17 protein-coding genes are annotated in these 17915 nt (G+C 44.1%); 9 read left to right on the top strand and 8 right to left on the bottom strand.

Features of this window, described 5'->3' with window-relative positions; translation table 11 throughout:
- Positions 1 to 40 precede the first annotated feature (40 nt).
- The 5 genes from BCV39_RS06900 to yfcE are packed head-to-tail and all read left to right on the top strand — an operon-like array spanning position 41 to position 2903.
- Positions 41 to 775, top strand: a complete 735-nt coding sequence (locus BCV39_RS06900) for a DUF1538 domain-containing protein (RefSeq protein WP_048660868.1) — start codon at positions 41 to 43, stop codon at positions 773 to 775.
- Positions 772 to 1566: a DUF1538 domain-containing protein gene (locus tag BCV39_RS06895; RefSeq protein WP_102432774.1), complete on the top strand. Its 795-nt coding sequence runs from the start codon at positions 772 to 774 to the stop codon at positions 1564 to 1566. The genes BCV39_RS06900 and BCV39_RS06895 overlap by 4 nt, the downstream gene beginning before the upstream one ends.
- Positions 1556 to 1906, top strand: a complete 351-nt coding sequence (locus BCV39_RS06890) for a P-II family nitrogen regulator (protein ID WP_048660866.1) — start codon at positions 1556 to 1558, stop codon at positions 1904 to 1906. The genes BCV39_RS06895 and BCV39_RS06890 overlap by 11 nt, the downstream gene beginning before the upstream one ends.
- Complete coding sequence (locus tag BCV39_RS06885; RefSeq protein ID WP_102432775.1) at positions 1903 to 2310, top strand: CBS domain-containing protein; 408 nt, start codon at positions 1903 to 1905, stop codon at positions 2308 to 2310. Before BCV39_RS06890 ends, BCV39_RS06885 begins: the two co-directional genes overlap by 4 nt.
- A gap of 47 nt (positions 2311 to 2357) precedes the next feature.
- On the top strand, positions 2358 to 2903 hold the full coding sequence (yfcE, locus tag BCV39_RS06880; RefSeq protein WP_102432776.1) for a phosphodiesterase: 546 nt from the start codon (positions 2358 to 2360) through the stop codon (positions 2901 to 2903).
- Between the two features lie 25 nt (positions 2904 to 2928).
- Here the strand turns inward: yfcE and BCV39_RS06875 are convergent, their stop codons facing one another.
- From BCV39_RS06875 to BCV39_RS06865, 3 genes are all read right to left on the bottom strand, one after another.
- Entirely contained in the window at positions 2929 to 3240 is a 312-nt protein-coding gene (locus BCV39_RS06875) for a SelT/SelW/SelH family protein (RefSeq protein WP_048660863.1), read from the bottom strand.
- 134 nt (positions 3241 to 3374) lie between these two features.
- Complete coding sequence (locus BCV39_RS06870; protein WP_017066005.1) at positions 3375 to 3890, bottom strand: regulatory protein ToxS; 516 nt, start codon at positions 3888 to 3890, stop codon at positions 3375 to 3377.
- 1 nt (position 3891) lies between these two features.
- Positions 3892 to 4803: a transcriptional regulator gene (locus BCV39_RS06865; RefSeq protein WP_048660862.1), complete on the bottom strand. Its 912-nt coding sequence runs from the start codon at positions 4801 to 4803 to the stop codon at positions 3892 to 3894.
- A gap of 272 nt (positions 4804 to 5075) precedes the next feature.
- Between BCV39_RS06865 and htpG the strand changes: the two genes are divergently transcribed.
- From htpG to hemH, 3 genes are all read left to right on the top strand, one after another.
- Positions 5076 to 6980, top strand: a complete 1905-nt coding sequence (gene htpG / locus BCV39_RS06860) for a molecular chaperone HtpG (RefSeq protein ID WP_048660861.1) — start codon at positions 5076 to 5078, stop codon at positions 6978 to 6980.
- A gap of 388 nt (positions 6981 to 7368) precedes the next feature.
- Positions 7369 to 8013, top strand: a complete 645-nt coding sequence (gene adk, locus BCV39_RS06855) for an adenylate kinase (RefSeq protein WP_048660860.1) — start codon at positions 7369 to 7371, stop codon at positions 8011 to 8013.
- Positions 8014 to 8292: 279 nt separating this feature from the next.
- The gene (gene hemH, locus BCV39_RS06850; protein ID WP_048660859.1) at positions 8293 to 9255 is read left to right on the top strand and encodes a ferrochelatase; all 963 of its coding nucleotides are present in this window, start codon (positions 8293 to 8295) and stop codon (positions 9253 to 9255) included.
- A gap of 105 nt (positions 9256 to 9360) precedes the next feature.
- Here hemH and BCV39_RS06845 read toward each other — a convergent pair whose 3' ends face one another.
- Positions 9361 to 10755, bottom strand: a complete 1395-nt coding sequence (locus BCV39_RS06845) for a peptide MFS transporter (protein ID WP_017629610.1) — start codon at positions 10753 to 10755, stop codon at positions 9361 to 9363.
- Positions 10756 to 11258: 503 nt separating this feature from the next.
- Between BCV39_RS06845 and rfaH the strand changes: the two genes are divergently transcribed.
- Positions 11259 to 11765: a transcription/translation regulatory transformer protein RfaH gene (gene rfaH, locus BCV39_RS06840; protein ID WP_102432777.1), complete on the top strand. Its 507-nt coding sequence runs from the start codon at positions 11259 to 11261 to the stop codon at positions 11763 to 11765.
- A gap of 81 nt (positions 11766 to 11846) precedes the next feature.
- Here the strand turns inward: rfaH and asnB are convergent, their stop codons facing one another.
- The 4 genes from asnB to nagA all read right to left on the bottom strand — a co-directional run bounded on the left by asnB (position 11847) and on the right by nagA (position 17777).
- Positions 11847 to 13517, bottom strand: coding sequence for an asparagine synthase B (asnB, locus tag BCV39_RS06835; protein WP_048664650.1), 1671 nt, complete (start codon positions 13515 to 13517; stop codon positions 11847 to 11849).
- A gap of 235 nt (positions 13518 to 13752) precedes the next feature.
- A complete protein-coding gene (locus BCV39_RS06830; RefSeq protein ID WP_019820253.1) occupies positions 13753 to 15339 on the bottom strand; it encodes a cation:proton antiporter family protein in 1587 nt (528 codons plus the stop codon).
- 84 nt (positions 15340 to 15423) lie between these two features.
- Complete coding sequence (locus BCV39_RS06825; protein ID WP_017062194.1) at positions 15424 to 16638, bottom strand: ROK family protein; 1215 nt, start codon at positions 16636 to 16638, stop codon at positions 15424 to 15426.
- Positions 16639 to 16640: 2 nt separating this feature from the next.
- On the bottom strand, positions 16641 to 17777 hold the full coding sequence (nagA, locus tag BCV39_RS06820; protein WP_019820501.1) for an N-acetylglucosamine-6-phosphate deacetylase: 1137 nt from the start codon (positions 17775 to 17777) through the stop codon (positions 16641 to 16643).
- Between the last annotated feature and the right edge of the window lie 138 nt (positions 17778 to 17915).

Genomic DNA, 17915 nt, shown 5'->3' with positions numbered 1-17915 from the left:
ATGATTATTAGTAACTCATAATCAGCGACAAGGAATTGCGATGACGGCGGTGCTTGCTTTGTTTCGAGCCATGTTAGGTAGCCTGAGAGATCTATTGCCGATCGTGGCGGTGATCGCTTTTTTCCAGCTTGCTGTCTTGCAAGAGCCACTTCCTCATCTGTTATCAATTCTAACTGGCTTAGTGCTGGTGGTGTTTGGTCTGACTTTCTTTATCTTTGGCCTTGAAATGGGGTTGTTCCCGATTGGCGAATCGATGGCTCAAGCTTTTGCGCGAAAGGGCAGTGTGTTCTGGCTATTGACCTTCGCTTTCTGTTTAGGTTTTGGTACCACCATTGCCGAACCTGCGTTAACCGCAGTGGCGGCCGAAGCCGCGGAAGTGGCCGCCGAGGGAGGCGTCATCCCTAATACGTTAGATGAAATGGAAGAATATGCAGATGGTCTGCGTTTCACCGTAGCATTGTCTGTCGGTATCGCTATTTTACTTGGGGTGCTGCGAATCTTAAAAGGTTGGCCAATTCAGTACATGATCATCGGTGGCTATATTGGAGTTGTGGTGCTTACTGCATTTGCTCCGGAAAACATTATTGGGATTGCGTATGACTCTGGTGGAGTGACAACATCGACGATCACCGTTCCGTTAGTGACGGCATTAGGAGTGGGGTTAGCCTCGGCGATTAAAGGACGAAATCCTATGATTGATGGCTTTGGATTGATTGCATTTGCTTCGTTGTTGCCGATGATGTTTGTCATGGTTTATGGGATGGTGGTGACATGATCAGTGTTCAGCAATTTGTCGACACCTTTGTAGGTACCGTGGTGGATGTAATTCCGATTGCGGTGATCATCTTTGGTTTTCAGTTGGCGGTATTACGTAAGCCTGTGAACAATTTAGCTAAGGTGCTGATTGGTTTCTTTTACGTCATCCTTGGTTTGTCTCTTTTCTTGATGGGATTGGAACTTGCACTGTTTCCCTTGGGAGAGACGATGGCCATGCAACTGACCGAGCCAAGTTTCCTGACTGAGTTTAAGGTCAGCTCTGGCCTTACGTTGGTTTGGTTTGACTATTATTGGGTTTATCTTTTTGCATTCTGTATTGGTTTTAGCACCACAATCGCCGAGCCTTCGTTGATTGCTGTGGCAATTAAGGCGAATCAAGTCTCGGGCGGTAGTATCAGTGTTAATGGGCTGAGAATCGCCGTGGCATTGGGTGTCGCTATTGGTATCTCGCTTGGAAGCTATCGGATTGTTGCTGGAGACCCGATCCATTACTACATCATTTTTGGTTATGTCGTCGTGGTCATTCAAACCTTTTACGCCCCAAAACTCATTATTCCATTGGCCTATGACTCGGGCGGTGTAACCACATCAACGGTGACAGTCCCTTTGGTGACAGCGCTCGGGCTTGGGCTTGCTTCAACCGTACCAGGAAGAAACCCTGTCATTGATGGTTTTGGATTGATCGCTTTTGCCAGCTTATTTCCCATTATTTCAGTGATGAGCTATGCCCAAATAACACAATGGTTAAACCGTTTACACACCTCTAAGGAGAGCAAAGATGCGCTTTAAACTTATCTTAGCGTTTGTAGAAGAGAGCAAGACAGACAGTGTGCTCGATGCCGCGCGTGATGCGGGCGCAACCGGAGCAACCGTGATTAATAATGCCAGAGGGCAGGGCTTAAACCAAAAAACCACCTTCTTTGGCTTAACGTTAGAGGTGCAAAAAGATGTGTTGCTGTTTGTCGTCGAGGAGCATCTAGCAAGGCATATTCTCGAAAGAATTAGTGACGTGGGTGAGTTTGACCAAGAATCGGGACAAGGTATAGCAGTGCAGATTGATGTCGAAGATGCAGTCGGGGTAGCACACCAGGTCGAGACATTAACTAAGGTTGTGGAGGATGAACTATGAATACCAATGACAAGATTCGAGTCAGTGACGTGATGGCAAATACCTATGTGATTATTGATGGGCTAACCACAGTGTTAGAAGCGATAGAGATGGCTAAGAAGCATAAAGTGAAAGCCATCATTGTCGATAAGCGCCACGAAGGTGACGAATACGGCATCGTATTGATGAATGATATTGCTAAGAAAGTACTGGCTAAGAACCGTTCTCCGAAGCGAACCAATGTTTATGAGATCATGACCAAGCCAGCGCTAAGCGTGTCTGCTGAGATGAACGTAAAATACTGCGCTCGCCTATTTGAACGCTTTGGTATCAGTCGTGCGCCAGTCGTTTGTGACAACAAGATAGTCGGTATGGTTAGTTACAATAATATCGTAATCAACGGTATGGCGAGAGATGACGTGTAGCATTTTGATACGTACAATAGGCTGATAAATTTTATGGAGAAGTACGTGTGAAATTATTTTTTGCTTCAGACCTACACGGTTCGCTGCCAGCAACAGAAAAAGTATTAGAGCTATACCAAGCCTCTGGTGCACAATATTTGGTTCTATTGGGTGATATTCTGAATCATGGTCCAAGAAACCCGATCCCAGAGGGATACAACCCGCCGGCGGTTGCAGATAAGTTGAATGCGTTTTCTCAAGAGATCATTGCCGTTCGTGGTAACTGCGATAGCGAAGTGGATCAGATGTTGTTGTCTTTTCCAATGATGATGGATTACTCGTGGGTGCTATTAGAATCAGGCCAACGTATCTTCCTAACCCATGGTCATTTGTACAATACCAATAAACGCCCTGCGCTGAAGGCAGGCGATATTATTGCACACGGCCATACTCATATCCCAGTTGCTGAATACCAAGATAATATCTTTATCTTTAACCCTAGTTCGGTGACATTCCCACGAGATGGCCACGCAGCGAGCTATGGTATCTATGAAAACAATACCTTCAAAGTTATTAGCCTTGAAGGTGATGTTCTCGTGAGTGGCCAGCTTTAAACCATTGGATCGGCGGTTAAAGGGCTTATTTTGAGTCTACGTGGCCGAGGTCTCTGTCTGGAGCAATGATATTTCGCACTCTTTGTTTCAGAACTTTCGCCTCAGGAAAGCCGCCATCTGCTTTTCTTTCCCAGATTTGCACACCATTGCAAAAGATTTCGAACCTGCCTCCTGTGTCTGGATGTAAACTGACTTGTTCAATTTCTTCACTGAAGGTATGCAGTAGCTCTTGGCATAACCAACTAGAACGAAGCATCCAATTGCATTGACGGCAATAGTGTATGGTGATTGTTGCTCTAGTGATAGGGGAAGCTGTTTGATCTGACTCTGTACTCATGGGTAATCCTTTTAAATGCGAGTAAATTCTTAATACCAATATCACTGTATCAATGAAAAAACAGATGCTAAGGGTAATAAAAAAGGAGCATCATGCTCCTTTTTTATTACTATGCCGTAAAGAGCTATTCGATTTTAGTTCGAAAACAATACGGTAGAACCATGATTTAAGCTAGTCAGTAACAGTGCCTTCGGGTTAACAATGTCTATGCGGCGGCTTTGCTCTGCGTCCATCTTAATGACTTGAGTGATAAGCTCTAGTTGCTCTTCTGAAAAGTCTTGGCGCTGAGCCGAAGTCACATCTTTAAACTCTGTTGGCGAAACCAGTAAGTAGTTATCGTTAATATCCCACTGACCCGTTTCAGAGATGTTGATGACATTCGCAGGCTCAGTTTGATTACCGTAAAGTCTAACCACTGACATTCTCAAATATGTACCATTTGGCAGGTACTTCGCATTCGATGATAGTTCAACTCTACGAAGTGGGCCGATTGAGTCAGCTTGCTTGTTATCGCTAATCAGCGTCACCATCTTAGATTGCCATTCATGCTGAGTGAGCAAGCGCTCTACTTTTGCATCGCTGCCCCAATACAACCAACCACTCAAAAATGCAGATAGAACCAGTAAAATAATCGATACTTTTAATTTCATGTTACTGACCACCGTTACAAATGTCGTTTACATCCGACTGGTTTGCGTAAATTCTTAGAGTTACATTTTCGCTTGAGTATTCTTGCGGGTGAATGTAGTTGAGGGCAAGGTTATTGGTTTGCCCACCTGTTGCAATCACTTCAGTCGGCTTTAGCATGCCAGTGTGATTCGTGTTGTAACGTAATACACACTTCTCTATCGCTGGCAGCCAACTGCTAAGATCTGGGTGGTTAATCGGTGATTGAACCTTTACGCCATCTATTTCAGCCAATGTTTTGAACTCGGACTCTGCCGGGTTGGTAAACGTCAAAACGAGAATTGGCATGATGAAAGCGGCAAGCAGTAACCAAAATGTTAGCCACTTATTGGTGTTTTTAGCGGGAGCCGTAACAGGAGCGGTTGCTGGTTCTAGTTCTACCTTGGTCTCTTGAACTTTTGCAATTGGCTCTGATTCAACCGTTTCAGTGATCGTTTCTTCAGTCGCTGCAGGCGTTGCAAACGTCAAGATAGGTTCTACGTCATTTTCGGTAATTTCAGCAGCTACTGGCTGATCATTTGATGAAAGTGGGGCAGAGCGCTCAACGGTTGCAATAAATTGATAACCGCGTTTAGGCACGGTCTTTACGAATTCTGGAGATTTGGTCGAATCTTTCAGCATCTTTCTTAGTGTCGATACTGCTTGCGTTAAGCTAGAGTCATCAACCTCAAAGCCTTGGTCTCGCCAAACATACTCGTGTAATTCATTACGAGTGATAACTTCATTGGGTCTTTCTGACAGCATCAGGAGAATGCGGCTTTCATTGCTGCCAAGGCGTACGACTTCGCCGTCGCTCATTTGGTCAACAAGTGAGTTGCTGTTTGGATCGAAGACAAACCGCTGTGCGAGAATAAACTTTGTGCCGATATTGCTCATTGAATTCTTCTACTTTTGGATGATTTGGGGTGCGAAATAGACAAATCTCAGGTGAAGTTCAGTTAATTCTTCACCAAATCATGGCTTCTTTTATGTTCTTTTATATTTATCAGACTCAAGGATAATAAAAACAGATCAAAAAAACAGTGTTTTTATGATTTTTGACCTTGAATTTACATTTGTCATCCTCATGTTAATGAACATAAGAGTGGCATCAAGTGTTACTCCCCCTATGGTTATTCAACATAAAGTATAGATGTTTTGGAGTAAAAATGAGCGAAACGGCAACGCAAAATAAAGAGACTCGTGGCTTTCAATCTGAAGTAAAACAACTACTTCATCTAATGATTCACTCACTGTATTCAAATAAGGAAATCTTCCTACGTGAGCTGATCTCTAACGCATCTGACGCGGCTGACAAGCTTCGTTTTCAAGCTCTATCTAATGGTGACCTTTACCAAGGTGATGCTGATTTAGGTGTGAAACTTTCATTCAATGCTGAAGCAAACACCTTAACGATTTCTGATAACGGTATCGGCATGAGCCGTGACAATGTTATTGAGCATTTAGGTACGATTGCTAAATCAGGCACTGCAGATTTTTTCTCAAAGCTATCTGAAGACCAAAGCAAAGACTCTCAATTGATTGGTCAATTTGGTGTTGGTTTCTATTCTGCGTTTATCGTTGCTGACGCGGTAACGGTTCGCACTCGTGCAGCTGGCCTAGAAAACAATGAAGCCGTTCAATGGCACTCTGCTGGCGAAGGCGATTACACCATCGAGGACATCACCAAAGAATCTCGCGGTACTGACATCATTCTTCATATGCGTGAAGACGGTAAAGAGTTCTTAAACGAATGGCGTCTGCGTGAAGTGATTGGTAAGTACTCTGATCACATCGGCATTCCTGTTTCTATCTTCACAGCAGTGAAAGATGACGAAGGTAAAGACACCGAAGAGAAGCATTGGGAACAGATTAACAAGGCGCAAGCGCTTTGGACTCGTAACAAATCTGATATCGAGAAAGAAGAGTACCAAGAGTTCTACAAGCACGTATCTCACGACTTTGCTGATCCACTAACGTGGAGCCACAACAAGGTTGAAGGTAAGAACGACTACACAAGCTTGCTTTACATCCCAGCGAAAGCACCTTGGGACATGATGAACCGTGACCACAAGAGTGGCTTGAAACTTTACGTGCAGCGTGTATTCATCATGGATGACGCAGAGCAGTTCATGCCATCTTACATGCGTTTCGTTCGCGGTCTGATTGACTCAAACGATCTGCCATTGAACGTGTCTCGTGAAATCCTGCAAGACAACAAGGTAACTCAGTCTCTTCGTGGCGCATGTACCAAGCGTGTACTAACTATGCTTGAGCGCATGGCAAAGAATGACAATGACAAGTACCTAGAGTTTTGGAAAGAGTTCGGCCTAGTATTGAAGGAAGGCCCAGCTGAAGACATGGCGAATAAAGAGAAGATCGCTGGTCTACTCCGTTTCTCGTCAACGGAAGTGGATTCTGCTGAACAAACCATCAGCCTTGAATCTTACGTTGAACGCATGAAAGAAGGCCAAGATAAGATTTACTACCTAACAGCGGATAGCTACGCTGCAGCTAAGAACAGCCCACACTTGGAGCAGTTCAAAGCGAAAGGTATTGAAGTGGTTCTAATGTACGATCGCATTGATGAGTACGTAATGAACTATCTAACTGACTTTGATGGCAAACAATTCCAATCGATCACAAAAGCAGGCTTAGATCTAAGCAAGTTTGAAGGTGAAGAAGAGAAAGAGAAGCAGAAAGAGACTGAAGAAGAGTTCAAGTCTGTTGTAGAGCGCACTCAATCTTACCTAGGTGGTCGTGTTAAAGAAGTTCGTACGACCTTCAAGCTAGCAACAACACCTGCGGTTGTAGTAACGGACGACTTCGAAATGGGCACGCAAATGGCTAAGCTTCTTGAAGCTGCTGGTCAAGCTGCGCCTGAAGTGAAGTACATCTTCGAGATTAACCCTGAGCACGCTCTGGTTAAACAAATGGCCGATGAAGCAGACGAGCAAGCGTTTGGTCGTTGGGTTGAGTTGCTACTTGGGCAAGCGATGCTAGCTGAAAAGGGCTCAATGGAAGATCCGTCACAATTCTTGGGTGCAATCAACGAGCTACTGACAAAGCGTTAGTCTTTCGACTTTAGGTTAAGCCAAAAATTGTAATAAAAAGCTCGCAAATGCGGGCTTTTTTTATGAACGTCGCTGAAAATCTATTAAACGTGGTCAACGTCACCGTTATCGTCACAACAAATGTTGCCGATACATTCTTTAGTCGTAAATTCAGCCAAATTGAATATTAATGTGATAGAATGCTCGACCTAATCAGCTGGAGCTAGGAACCAATTTCTTCCAGTTGTATGATTTTTAAACGTTATACCGAAACTTACCGTTTTGCTTCTGTTTACAGTTTTGCTTAACCTCAGCTGTTACCTAACTTTTCCTGTTTATCTTAAATATGAACGAGGAAGGTGGGATAGTGAGCTTCGGTATAAATCATAATTTTATAAGAGGATTAAACATGCGCATCATTCTTCTAGGTGCTCCTGGCGCGGGTAAAGGTACTCAAGCTAACTTCATCATGAACAAATTTGGTATCCCTCAAATTTCAACTGGTGACATGCTACGTGCTGCTATCAAAGCGGGTACTGAGCTTGGTAAGCAAGCAAAATCAGTAATCGACGCTGGTCAGCTAGTTTCTGATGAAATTATCCTTGGTCTTATCAAAGAGCGTATCGCTCAAGATGACTGTGAGAAAGGTTTCCTACTAGACGGTTTCCCACGCACAATCCCACAAGCTGATGGCCTAAAAGAAATGGGCATCGCTGTTGATTACGTTGTTGAATTCGACGTTGCTGACGATGTGATTGTTGAGCGTATGGCTGGTCGTCGTGCTCACCTTCCTTCAGGCCGTACATACCACACTGTGTACAACCCGCCTAAAGAAGAAGGCAAAGATGACGTAACTGGCGAAGAGCTAGTTGTACGTGATGACGACAAAGAAGAAACCGTTCGTGCACGTCTAGGCGTATACCACGATCAAACAGCTCCGCTAATCTCTTACTACGGTAAAGAAGCTGAAGCAGGCAACACTCAGTACCTTAAGTTTGACGGTACTAAGCAAGTTGCTGAAGTTAGTGCAGAACTTGAGAAAGCACTAGCATAATTGGCTAACAGCCAGTTTTAGAATTTGATATATTGGAAGCGACCTTAAGGGTCGCTTTTTTTGTTTCAGTTTTTAGTACGATACCAATCTAGATAATTCGATTACACACCATTCAAGATGAAACCGTTTTTGATGAAGGTGGCTCACAATCGAGAGTAGATGTTGCGATATCCCATTTAAAGAATGATTATTCAGACATTTAGTGGGAACCAATGATCTTAAACTTATGCAGATTAGTATATTACTTTCCAGAAAATCACATATTGGTCTCAGGTATCTATGGAAAATAATAAAAAGCAGGGCGTTTTACTGGTGAACTTAGGAACACCAGATTCGGCGACCCCAGCTGGCGTTCGTCGATTTTTGAGTGAATTCTTACACGACAAGCGAGTAGTAAACCTAACCCGTTGGCTTTGGTGCCCAATCTTGCACGGGGTGATTTTACCGATTCGAGCACCCAAAGTAGCCAAGTTGTATCAATCTGTCTGGATGGATGAAGGCTCACCACTGCTTGTGTATTCTCAAAGACAAGCTGAAAAGCTCCAGAAGAAACTAGAGATGCCGGTTGCACTGGGTATGACCTATGGTAACCCAAGCATTAAGACTGGTGTTGAGCAACTGATGGACCAGGGCGTTGAGGACATCATCGTACTGCCTTTATATCCTCAGTACTCTGGCACAACCACAGCGGCAGTTTCTGATGGTTTAACCAAAGCCTTTAAACAGATGCCAGTTATCCCAAGCTATCGCTTTATTCGTGACTACTACTCACACCCTAGCTATGCCAAAGCATTGGCTGAAAGCGTTCGTAGCCATTGGGAACAAAATGGCAGAGCCGATCACTTGGTTTGTTCGTTCCACGGTATTCCGAAGCGCTTAGCTGATGAAGGCGATATCTACCCACAGCATTGTGAAGCAACGACAAAGCTGCTTGCTGCTGAGCTAGGTTTATCTGAAGAAGACATCACCATGACCTACCAATCGCGATTTGGTCGAGAGGAGTGGTTGAAGCCATACACTGACGAGACACTTGAATCACTGCCAAGCAAAGGTATCAAGAAGATCGACATCATGGCACCTGCATTTTCGGTTGACTGTTTGGAAACGTTAGAAGAGATTTCAGACCAGTGTAAAGATACTTTCATTGACGCTGGTGGTTCGGACTTTAGCTACATTATGTGTTTGAACGACAGAGACTCGCACATCGATATGATGGCAGAGTTAGTCGCTCTATATCGCTAACAGCTGCTGAGCCTTGATTACGTCTTATCGCATAAATAACAAAAGGGCTGCTCATTGAGCAGCCCTTTTTGAACTTGAAGTTTCTTCTTGAAATAGCTCTAGATATTAAGCAACAGACGTTTCTGCTGTCTCAGCTTTTGGCTCTGCTTCAAGCGTCATGTTGGTTTCTACACCATGCATCCAGGATACAAGCTTACCAGCACAAAGAAGCAATAATACGCCACTAATTGTTGCTGTAATCGCGATACCACCAAAGATAGACATCGCGCCAAGCTCACCAACGTGAGAACCCACTAGGCCTGCTACGTAGTTTGCAACCGCATTGAAGCCAAACCAAGCACCCATCATTAGTGATGCTAAACGAAGTGGAGCTAGCTTAGTGACCAACGACAGGCCAATAGGCGATAAACAAAGCTCACCAAGTGTATGGAAGAAGAAGGCACCTACTAGCCATAACATCGATGTTTTCACTGTTAGGTCACCACCTTGCTCCATTACCGCACCCATCATGCACACAAAGCCAAGTGCTAAGAAAAACAGCGCCATCGCAAACTTAACAGGTGAGTTTGGCTCACGCTTACCCAGTTTCACCCAGAACGCAGCAATGATTGGAGCAAGTGTAATGATGAAGAATGGGTTCAAAGATTGGAACCACGCAGCAGGAACTTCAAAGCCACCAATCATACGGTCAGTATATTGTTGAGTGTAGATGTTCATTAGGCCGCCAGCTTGTTCAAAGCCCGCCCAGAATACAATCACGAACAGACCCATAATCAGAATAACTTTTAGTCTGTCGAATTCTTCTTTAGTTAGTGGCGCTTTCTCTTTCGATTTGTTCAGTTCTTTTGCTCGAGCAGCCGCAGGTACAGAACCGATGTTGCCTAACCAAGATTGAGCCATCGTCATTTGCATGATCAAGCTAATAACCATACCGATACCAGCAGCCAAGAAGCCCGCTTTCCAACCGAATGAATCCACTGCTGCACCGGAAATCAAGCCACCAAGTAGTGCGCCTAAGTTGATGCCCATGTAGAAAATGGTGAAAGCACCATCACGGCGGTTATCACCTTCTTGGTACAAGTCGCCAACCATGGTCGAGATGTTTGGTTTAAACATACCGTTACCACTGATAAGTAGTGCTAAACCAAGGTACAGAGCGTTGACTTGGTCTAAGCCAATAAAGCCGTTAGGTAGAGCCAGTGTGAATTGGCCTAGAGCCATCAATACACCACCAATTAGGATCGATTTACGTTGTCCTAGGTAGTTATCGGCAATCCAGCCACCAATTAATGGTGTGATGTAGACTAAACCTGTGTAGATCCCGTAGAGATCGAGAGCGTCTTTTGTTGACCAACCAAGGCCACCATTAAGAGTGGTATCAGTTAAGAATAAAACAAGAATTGCTCGCATTGCATAGTAGGAGAAACGTTCCCATAGCTCTGTGCTAAATAGTAGAAATAGGCCTCTAGGGTGGCCAAAGATGTTGTGAGTGCTTGGCATAAGTTTTACTAATTTTAGGTATTAAAAGATTTTATAGTCACTTATGTATACAGAGTGGAATAACCATCTGCAATAGGCGTCTTTTATGGTTACGATAACTAATTTTTTATAACTGCATGAAAATAAGGGGTTTTCTATGCAATGTTACCCAGATAATGCGTGCTGCAAACTAATTTTCCAGTTTTGGGCTGGATGCATAGTGAGCTTTTTAAAAGAATTACCGAATAATAAAAGTGAAATGCATTGACTTGTTGTATCATTTTGATCTTCATAGGGTATGGTGTGTTTTATTTATCTGGCATACATACGCTTACAAGAATGCGCCTTTTTATCTGTAAATGATCCCTGTACAATGCTTAACCACTTTTCGGACCTATGACTTTTTGTTGATAAGTTGGTCTGTTACGCATAATTTCTTGCTTATCAGTCTTCATTTTATTAACGGTGATTAAACCGTTTTAGGCTTGTGGTAAAATGTTCAAAAATAGAAAATGGCTAGTAAAATGAAACGTTGGTATTTGCTCTACTGTAAGCGTGGTGATCAAAAACGCGCTCAACAGCACTTAGAGAATCAAGGGGTAGAGTGCTTTTATCCTCAAATAGAAGTCGAAAAGGTGGTGAGAGGGAAAGAAAAGCAGGTCAAAGAGCCGCTGTTTCCATCTTACATCTTTGTTCGCTTTGACTATGAGCAAGGTCCTAGCTTCACGACTGTTCGTTCAACGCGCGGTGTGGTGGACTTTATTAAGTTCGGCGCAAGGCCGCATGAGGTCCAAGGTGACTTGGTTTTTGAACTCAAAGAGTTTGAGAAGTGCTACAGCATCGAAACTGAAGATTGTTGTGTTGAGTTTGAATCTGGGCAGGTGGTTAAGATTCAGAGTGGCCAGTTTGCCGGGGTTGAGGCTATTTTCGATCAGAAAGACGGTGAGGCTCGATCGATTATGTTGGTAAAAATGATCAGCCACGTGGTTCCTATCAGTATTGAGAACGAAGCACTAAAAGCTCACGCATAACTGCAACAATAAAAAATAGGCTTAAAAATAAAAAGGCGCATCATGCGCCTTTTTTAGTCTTTAGGGTTTGTTCAAAACGCTCTAAGCGTTGTAAGCATCGTTGTGAACGGCTTGTACTGCACGGCCCGATGGGTCGACACAGTTTTTGAATGACTCATCCCACTCAATCGCTTTTGCTGATGAACAAGCAACTGAAGGTCCACCTGGTACACACTCTGCCGCAGATTCTAGAGGGAATAGCTCCTCAAAGATTTCACGGTAAGCATAACCTTCCTTGGTTGTTGGCGTGTTGTAAGGGAAACGGAACTTAGCAGCTTCCATTTGTTGATCCGTTACTTTTGCTTCAGCCGTTGCTTTCAATGTATCAATCCAATCGTAGCCAACACCATCAGAGAACTGCTCTTTTTGACGCCATGCGATTGAATCTGGTAGGTAGTCTTCAAAACACTCACGCAGGATGTGTTTCTCCATCTTACCGTTACCACACATCTTGTCTTCAGGGTTCAGGCGCATTGCGACATCGATAAACTCTTTGTCTAAGAATGGTACACGACCTTCAACGCCCCATGCTGCCAATGATTTGTTTGCGCGAGCACAGTCGAACATGCTTAGAGCAAGTAGCTTACGTACTGTTTCTTCGTGGAACTCTTTTGCGTTTGGCGCTTTATGGAAGTAAAGGTAGCCACCAAAGATTTCATCAGCACCTTCACCAGACAATACCATTTTGATGCCCATTGCTTTGATCTTACGAGCAAGTAAGTACATTGGCGTTGATGCACGAATCGTCGTTACATCGTAAGTCTCGATATGGTAGATAACATCACGGATCGCATCTAAGCCTTCCTGAATGGTGTAAGTCATCTCGTGGTGCACAGTACCGATCTTGTCCGCAACTTCACGAGCAGCGATAAGATCTGGTGCGCCTTCAAGGCCAACTGCGAATGAGTGCAGTTGTGGCCACCAAGCTTCAGATTGCTCATCATCTTCGATACGCATTGCAGCAAAGCGTTTAGCGACCGCTGAAGTAATTGATGAATCAAGGCCACCAGATAGAAGTACACCGTAAGGAACGTCAGTCATTAGTTGGCGTTTAACAGCTGCTTCTAGTGCTTCAGTCAGTTCTTCTTTGCTTGTGCTGTTGCCTTGTACCGCAGCGTACTCGTTCCAATCGCGGATATAGTAGCGTTGAGGTTCTGCATCTTTCGAAGAGTAGAAGCTACCAGGAGGGAATTCACTGATCGTCTTACATACTTCAACCAATGCTTTCATCTCTGAAGCAACGTAGTAGTTACCGTGCTCATCGTAACCTTGGTAAAGCGGGATGATACCAATATGGTCGCGGCCCACTAGGTATTCGTCTTTGTCTTCATCGTATAAAACGAAGGCGAAAATACCGTTAAGCTCTTCTAGAAGGTCTGCACCCATCTCTTGGTATAGCGCTAGGATAACTTCACAGTCAGAATCAGTCTGGAACTGGTACTTATCTTCATAACGTGCGCGAAGTTCTTTGTGGTTATAAATCTCACCGTTCACTGCAAGAATGTGCTTTTTGTCTTGGCTGTATAGTGGTTGAGCACCACTGTTCAAGCCAACAATAGCAAGACGTTCATGAGCAAGGATTGCTTTTTCACCTGCATAGATACCAGACCAGTCTGGACCACGATGACGAAGCTTTTTAGACATTTCTAAAGCAATAGGGCGAAGTGCTGCGGCATCACTTTTAATGTCGAGAATGCCAAATACTGAACACATAGAACTTCCTTTTAAATAATTTCCAAATCAACTGCATTCAATTTGCCATTCTGGCTAAAAAAAGCAACCGGATGTGAGCAAAAAAATAATATAAAGGGTGATCTGTTAGAAATTATCTAATTTTTATGTGGTTTTGGTGTGTGGTGTTTAATTGCGGTTGGTTTTTTAAACAAAAACCTCTCAAAAGTGCGAAAAATAGTCAGTTTTGAGAGGTTTAGTTGAACACGGTCTAATACTAGATTTTATTGATATTTGGATTTAACTGTTCGCAAACGTGGCGAGCAAAACCACTACCAGCCTCGCTGTAAATGTTAAATGCCGCATCAACGCCATTCTCTTTCAGTGTTTCGAGTTGATCTGGATATTCAGCAATAGCCGCAATTTGGCCTTTAAAGTTACGTGACTTCAATTGCTCTAAAGCGGTTTGATTACCTTGGTGGTGAGGCATTGCCAAAATCACCAGTTTTACGTTGGCCGTATCTAAGATGCGTTCCCAGAAATCCGGGTCAGTTGCGTCACCAGAAATTACGTTTCTGCCATGGCTTCTGTGGTTGTGCGCAGCTTCTTCACGAACTTCGACACCTAAGCTCACCTTGCCGTAGCGAGAACGTAATTCGTCATAAGCACCAGTACCAATTCGTCCCATACCAAGAATCAGCACTTGGGCACGACCTGGGTCAATTCGCTTATCACGTCGGTGAAGCTTTTCTGACGCATGCTCTTTTAGCCATTTACCTGACTGCTGATAAAGCTTGTGACCAGCTCGGTTTAAAGGTGCTGCGATTAAGAACGACAGTGAAACAGCAATCGCCACAGCCACCAAGATGTCGCCTGACATCCAGCCCATCTTGAAGGCGAGACCACCAACGATGAGGCCAAACTCGCTATAGTTAAACAGTGATAGCGAGGCAAGTAGAGACGTTCGAACACGGAACTTGAAGCGGTTGAGTACCAAGAAGTAGAGAACACCTTTCACTGGCAGCATCAGCAAGAACAAGATTGCGAGCATAAAGCCTTGAATGGTTGGTTGCTCTGACAAACCAATGTTCAAGAAGAAACAGACAAGGAAAAGTTCTTTAAGGTTAAACAGCGACTTTGATAATTCTGAGGCTTTTGGGTGACCAGCAAGTAACATACCTAAAACAAGAGCCCCCAAGTCTGGTTTCACACCAACCAAATGGAATAAACCAGCACCGACGACTAATGCGAAGAAGATGCCTGAAAGAACCAGCATCTCACCGTGACCAACCCAATCGAGCACTTTGTAGAACAGTGGGCGTAATAAGGGTAGGGCAAACAGAGCAATCGCATACCACTCAGGTATTTTGCCCGTAGAAGCCGTTAAGAATACTACGGCGAAGATATCCTGCATGACCAAGATACCAATCGCTAACGTTCCGTAGGTCGCATTCATTTCGCCTTTCTCTTGCAGAGTCTTAACCGCAAATACCGTACTAGAGAATGAAAGAGCAAAACCGAGCAGAACGATCTGTTCTACCGACATGGCAGCTAGCGATGAAATACCTAAGAACTTAAAGCCAAACAGGGCGACGGCGAAAAACAGAGTGGACAAAAGGTTGTGGATTGTCGCGCCAGCCCAGATCTCTTTAGAGAGTAGGGTTTTGATATCGAGCTTTAAGCCGATAGTAAATAGAAGCAGCGTGACACCAAGGTCAGCTAAAGTAATGATGGTGTCATTGGTTTCAAAGCCAAAGGCAAAAAGCCCAAAGCCTGCAACCAAAAAACCAACTAATGGGGGAAGGTGACACTTTAAAGCAATAAATCCTGCGATAAACGCAGTGGATATTAATATAAGTTCCATAACTTGTTGTTGTAGTTCCCTAGCTTAAAAAAACGGGCCGTGTTTATACAAACACGGCCCGCGGAAAATCAGAATTGTTTTTCTCTAGTCTTCGAGAAGCTTCTGCAGTAACACGCCGTTGAGCATGGCGCGCTTAATCATGGCAAAAGCTCCCATCGTAGGATGTTTATCGATCTGTGATGCTACAATAGGCAAGCCGCTATGGAAAGTCGTTAACGACTGATTCTCCACATTGCGCTTAATTGCAGGGAAAACAATCTCTTGTGCCTTGGTAATATCGCCAGCAATGATAACTTTTTGAGGGTTAAATAAGTTAATCGTCATCGCGATAGCCTTACCTAACTGGTTTCCTACTCGAACTAAGCTTTGCTTGGCTAGCTCATCACCATTAATCGCGTGGTCACAAACGTCTTGAATCGTAATATGCTCAAGCTCTGTTAAAGAAGACTCATAGCCTTGTTTAATCAGCTTCTGCACGCGTTCAACGATTGCTGGGTTTGCTGCTACGGTTTCAAGACAACCGAAGTTACCACATTGGCATTGCTCGCCTAGCGGATCGATTTGGATATGGCCAATCTCACCTACGTTGCGGTTGTGACCTAAGAAAACCTGACCATTTACGATAATACCTGCGCCGGTACCACGGTGAACACTCACTAAAATAGAGTCTTGGCTGTCTTTACTTGCACCGAAGTAGTGCTCAGCAAGCGCCATTCCGCGAACATCGTTGCCCACAAAACAAGCGACATGGAATGTGTCGCGAATAATGTCACTTAAAGCCAGGTTATCGATATCCGTGTTTGGCATGTACTCAACAACACCTGTCGTTGGGTTAACCAAGCCTGGAAGCGTGACACCAATAGCAATCAGCTGATCGATCTTTGGTTGGTGTTCAGCAATGAAAGCCTTCAAATTATTAACCAAGCCTTGGGTAAGGTCTGACTGGTCTGAATAATTCAGGTCTTGCTGTTGGAAAGCCAACTCACGACCGCCAAGGTCATGAAGGCTTATTTGAATGTAGTCTCGACCTAAACGCACAGCGACAGAATGAAAAGGTTCTACTTCTGTGGTTAGGGAGATAGCGCGTCTACCGCCAGTAGACGCTTGCTGCGCAACCTCTTTAATTAGGCCGCGCTCTAAAAGTTGGCGGGTAATTTTTGTAACACTTGCCGGTGCGAGTTGGCTTACATCAGCCACTTGTATACGACTGATAGGCCCTTGTTGGTCTATAAGTCGGTATACCGCCGCACTGTTTAGTTGTTTAACTAAGTCTACGTTACCTATTTGTCCGCCATTCATACTTAATTGTGCTCGTATTGTCCGTTAACAACAGTCGCTTTAACGTTAAAGTCTCGGTCAAATACAGCTAGGTTTGCAACCATGCCTTTTTTAATTCGACCTAGCTTGCTTTCTACACCGATAGCCGTAGCTGGGTATAGCGTAGCCATGCGAAGAGCTTCGTCTAAAGCGATACCAGCGTGCTCAACTGTATTCTGAACTGCTTCAATCATAGTCAGAGCTGAGCCGCCCAGTGTGCCGTTTTCATCAACACACTTACCATCACGGTAATATACTTTCTTACCGACAAAAATAAAGTATTCCATGTCAGCACCTGCAGGAGCTGTGGCATCCGTCACTAATACCAACTTTTCTCCCTTGATTTTATGCGCAATTCTGATGTTTGCGTAATCAACGTGGAAACCGTCGGCAATGATCCCAGCGTAAACCTCTGGTGTGTCGTAAATCGCGCCTACAACGCCCGGTTCACGACCGACCATAGGGGTCATTGCATTGAATAGGTGAGTAGCGAACGTGATACCAGATTCGAAACCTTGGCGTGCTTCTGCATAAGTTGCGTTGGTGTGGCCGATAGAAACGACAACGCCAGCTTTGTGCAGGCGTTCAATGTGTTCAGGGTCGTTTAACTCTGGAGCTAATGTAACTTTTGCAACAAGGTCACTGTTGTCACAGATAAGCTCAATCATTTCGTTGTCAGACTTACGAATGTGATCGACGCTGTGGATGCCTTTTTTCGCAACGTTCAAGTACGGACCTTCTAGGTGCAGACCTAAAGATTGGTTTTGGTACTGGTTGTGGTACTCACGAGCTGCCGTAATAACGGCACGCATATCTTCGTCTGAAGAGGTGATAAGCGTTGGTAAGAAGCTAGTACAGCCAGATTTCAGATTTGCTTTGTGCATGATCTGCATGGTTTCTGCAGTGATCTCATCGTTAAGCATTACACCGCCACAACCGTTCAGTTGTAGGTCAATGAAACCTGGACTTAGGTTTGCTCCGTCTAGGTCGCGAACCTCGATTCCCTCTGGCAATTCAGAGATAGGACAGACTTTTTTGATCAGTTCGTTTTCGATTACAACAGCATGATCGGTCAGAACATCACTACCAGTGTAAATTTTACAGTTACTTAGCGCGTACATAGTCAGCTAATCCTTATTTCGTGAGATCTTTTAAATTCGTTCGTTACCTAAATGCGGACTTAGTTTGCGAGCATCATTTACGTAACGATTTATCTTTTATGGGCAAACGGCTTCAATATAGGAAGCTATTTAAGTAGT

The sequence above is a fragment of the Vibrio sp. 10N.286.55.E10 genome (assembly GCF_002872555.1).
GTDB lineage: Bacteria > Pseudomonadota > Gammaproteobacteria > Enterobacterales > Vibrionaceae > Vibrio > Vibrio crassostreae.
This window is presented reverse-complemented; position numbering and strand designations above follow the sequence as displayed.